This window comes from bacterium (genome assembly GCA_037131655.1).
In the GTDB taxonomy this organism is placed as follows: domain Bacteria; phylum Armatimonadota; class Fimbriimonadia; order Fimbriimonadales; family JBAXQP01; genus JBAXQP01.
Window position 1 is genome coordinate 1 of the sequence record JBAXQP010000411.1, and the last position, 1,981, is coordinate 1,981.

The window sequence follows — 1,981 nt, forward strand, 5'->3', positions numbered from 1 at the left end:
GATAAATCGATCATACCGGCAATGATTAGCATTGCGATTTATCAGTTGGTTCGATTGTAGCGCTGGTCGCTGGGCTGGGTGTGGTGGTACTTAACTACACGGGTAACCCGTGGATAACTCTAGTTTTCTGTATGGTATTCGGAGCCTTGCTAGGTTCGATCAACGGATTGCTAGTGACACTAGGGAGAATTGCGCCGTTTATCGTTACACTTGCGACGATGAGCGCATACCGTTCAATTATTGTGCAACTTGGGCAAGGAGGTCCTTTCAATGTAAAGAGTGATATTTTGCCCTGGTTTCGAATGATAGCGGCTGGAAACGTGTGGGGCATACCCAACCTGGCATTGATATTTTTGTTCATCATGATCGTGGTAGCTGTGGTGATGTCACGCACTAAATTTGGCCGTTATGTCTACGCGGTTGGATCAAACGAACAAGCTGCTCGTTTGGCGGGTATTAACGTAAACCTTATCAAGACTTTGTGCTTCACAATCACCGGGTTATTGGCAGGTATTTCAGCTTTTCTGCTCATGTCCCGTTTGACCTCTATCACTGCTCCTAATGCCGGTTCAGCGTTCGAACTGGATGCGATTGCTGGGGTGGCAATAGGTGGTATTGCGATGACAGGCGGACGAGGTATGATCGCCGGATCATTCATGGGCGCATTAATGGTTCAAATGATCGAAGGGGTCCTGATTGCTGCACGTATCCCTCCATTCCTTAACGGATTGGTTAAGGGCATTATCATCATTTTTACTGTGTTATTGCAGCGCAAAAAGAGCAGTACCTAAGAGCAAAATGGTAATTTTTAGATGCGGGTGGCATTAGTCGTCATCTGTGTTTGTGGAAATAATCGTTTTGGAAAATGCAGCCGCGAATGCTTAGACGGATTAGTTCAAAGGGCTTATTCCGGTAAGCTAAACTAATATATACCATGAGGTTCAGCAATGTCAAAAATTAAGAATATCAAGGTAGGTGTTGTTGGACTGGGCTTTATTGGTCCAGCGCACATTGAAGGAATCCGCCGTCAGGGTGGTGTTGAAGTTCATGGAATTGTCGAATTCACACCAGAGCTGGCACGTGAAAAAGCTGAGCAATTAAGTATCCCAGTGGCTTATTCTTCTTATGAAGAAATTCTGAAAGATCCTGATATAGATGTTATCCATATTTGCTCTCCTAATTACCTTCATTTTTCACAATCCAAGCAAGCACTCTTAGCGGGTAAACATGTCGTTTGCGAAAAACCGTTAACAATTACCTCTGATGAGGCCCGGGAATTGATGGAACTAGCAAAAGAAAAAAAACTTGTAAATGCGATTAATTTCAACTTGCGGTTTTACCCGGTAAATTTTGAAGCAAAATATCGAGTTCATAACGATGATTTAGGAAAAGTATTTATCGTACAGGGCACCTATCTTCAAGATTGGCTTCTCTACCCAACCGACTGGAACTGGCGTATTGACTCCGTTGAGGGAGGTACTTTGCGAGCTGTCGCTGACATCGGCTCTCATTGGATCGATCTCGTTATGTTTATTACAGGTCTCACGGTTACGGAAGTATTCGCCGATCTGGCAACTTTTTATCCGATCCGTAAGAAAATGGTGTCAAAGATTGAAACTTTCTCGAGTGAAAAGCAAAGTGCAGCAGCGCAATATGAAGATAAACCGGTTACAACAGAAGATTATGCCTCTATTCTTCTTCGATTCGAGAATGGCGCTAAAGGGATTCTTTCAGTTTCACAGATGAGTGCTGGTCGGAAAAATCGATTGTCTTACGAAATTGATGGAGCTAAATCTTCAGTTTCCTGGGATTCGGAGCATCCAAATGATCTCTGGATGGGTTATCGGGGTCGTCCAAATGAAAATCTGATCAAAGACCCAGCCTTGATGAGTGTGGGAAGCCAAAGCGTGTCCTCCTATCCGGCAGGGCATGCAGAGGGTTTTCCGGATACCTTCAAACAGCTTCAGAAAAAGGTTTACGC

General features: G+C 44.2%; 1 protein-coding gene and 1 pseudogene. Both read left to right on the forward strand.

Annotated features, from left to right (window positions below; genetic code table 11):
- Positions 1-35: 35 nt before the first annotated feature.
- Positions 36-791: pseudogene (locus tag WCO51_13075) on the forward strand (ABC transporter permease).
- Positions 792-947: 156 nt separating this feature from the next.
- The coding region (locus tag WCO51_13080) for a Gfo/Idh/MocA family oxidoreductase (protein ID MEI6514186.1) at positions 948-1,981 on the forward strand (1,034 nt) is incomplete at its 3' end.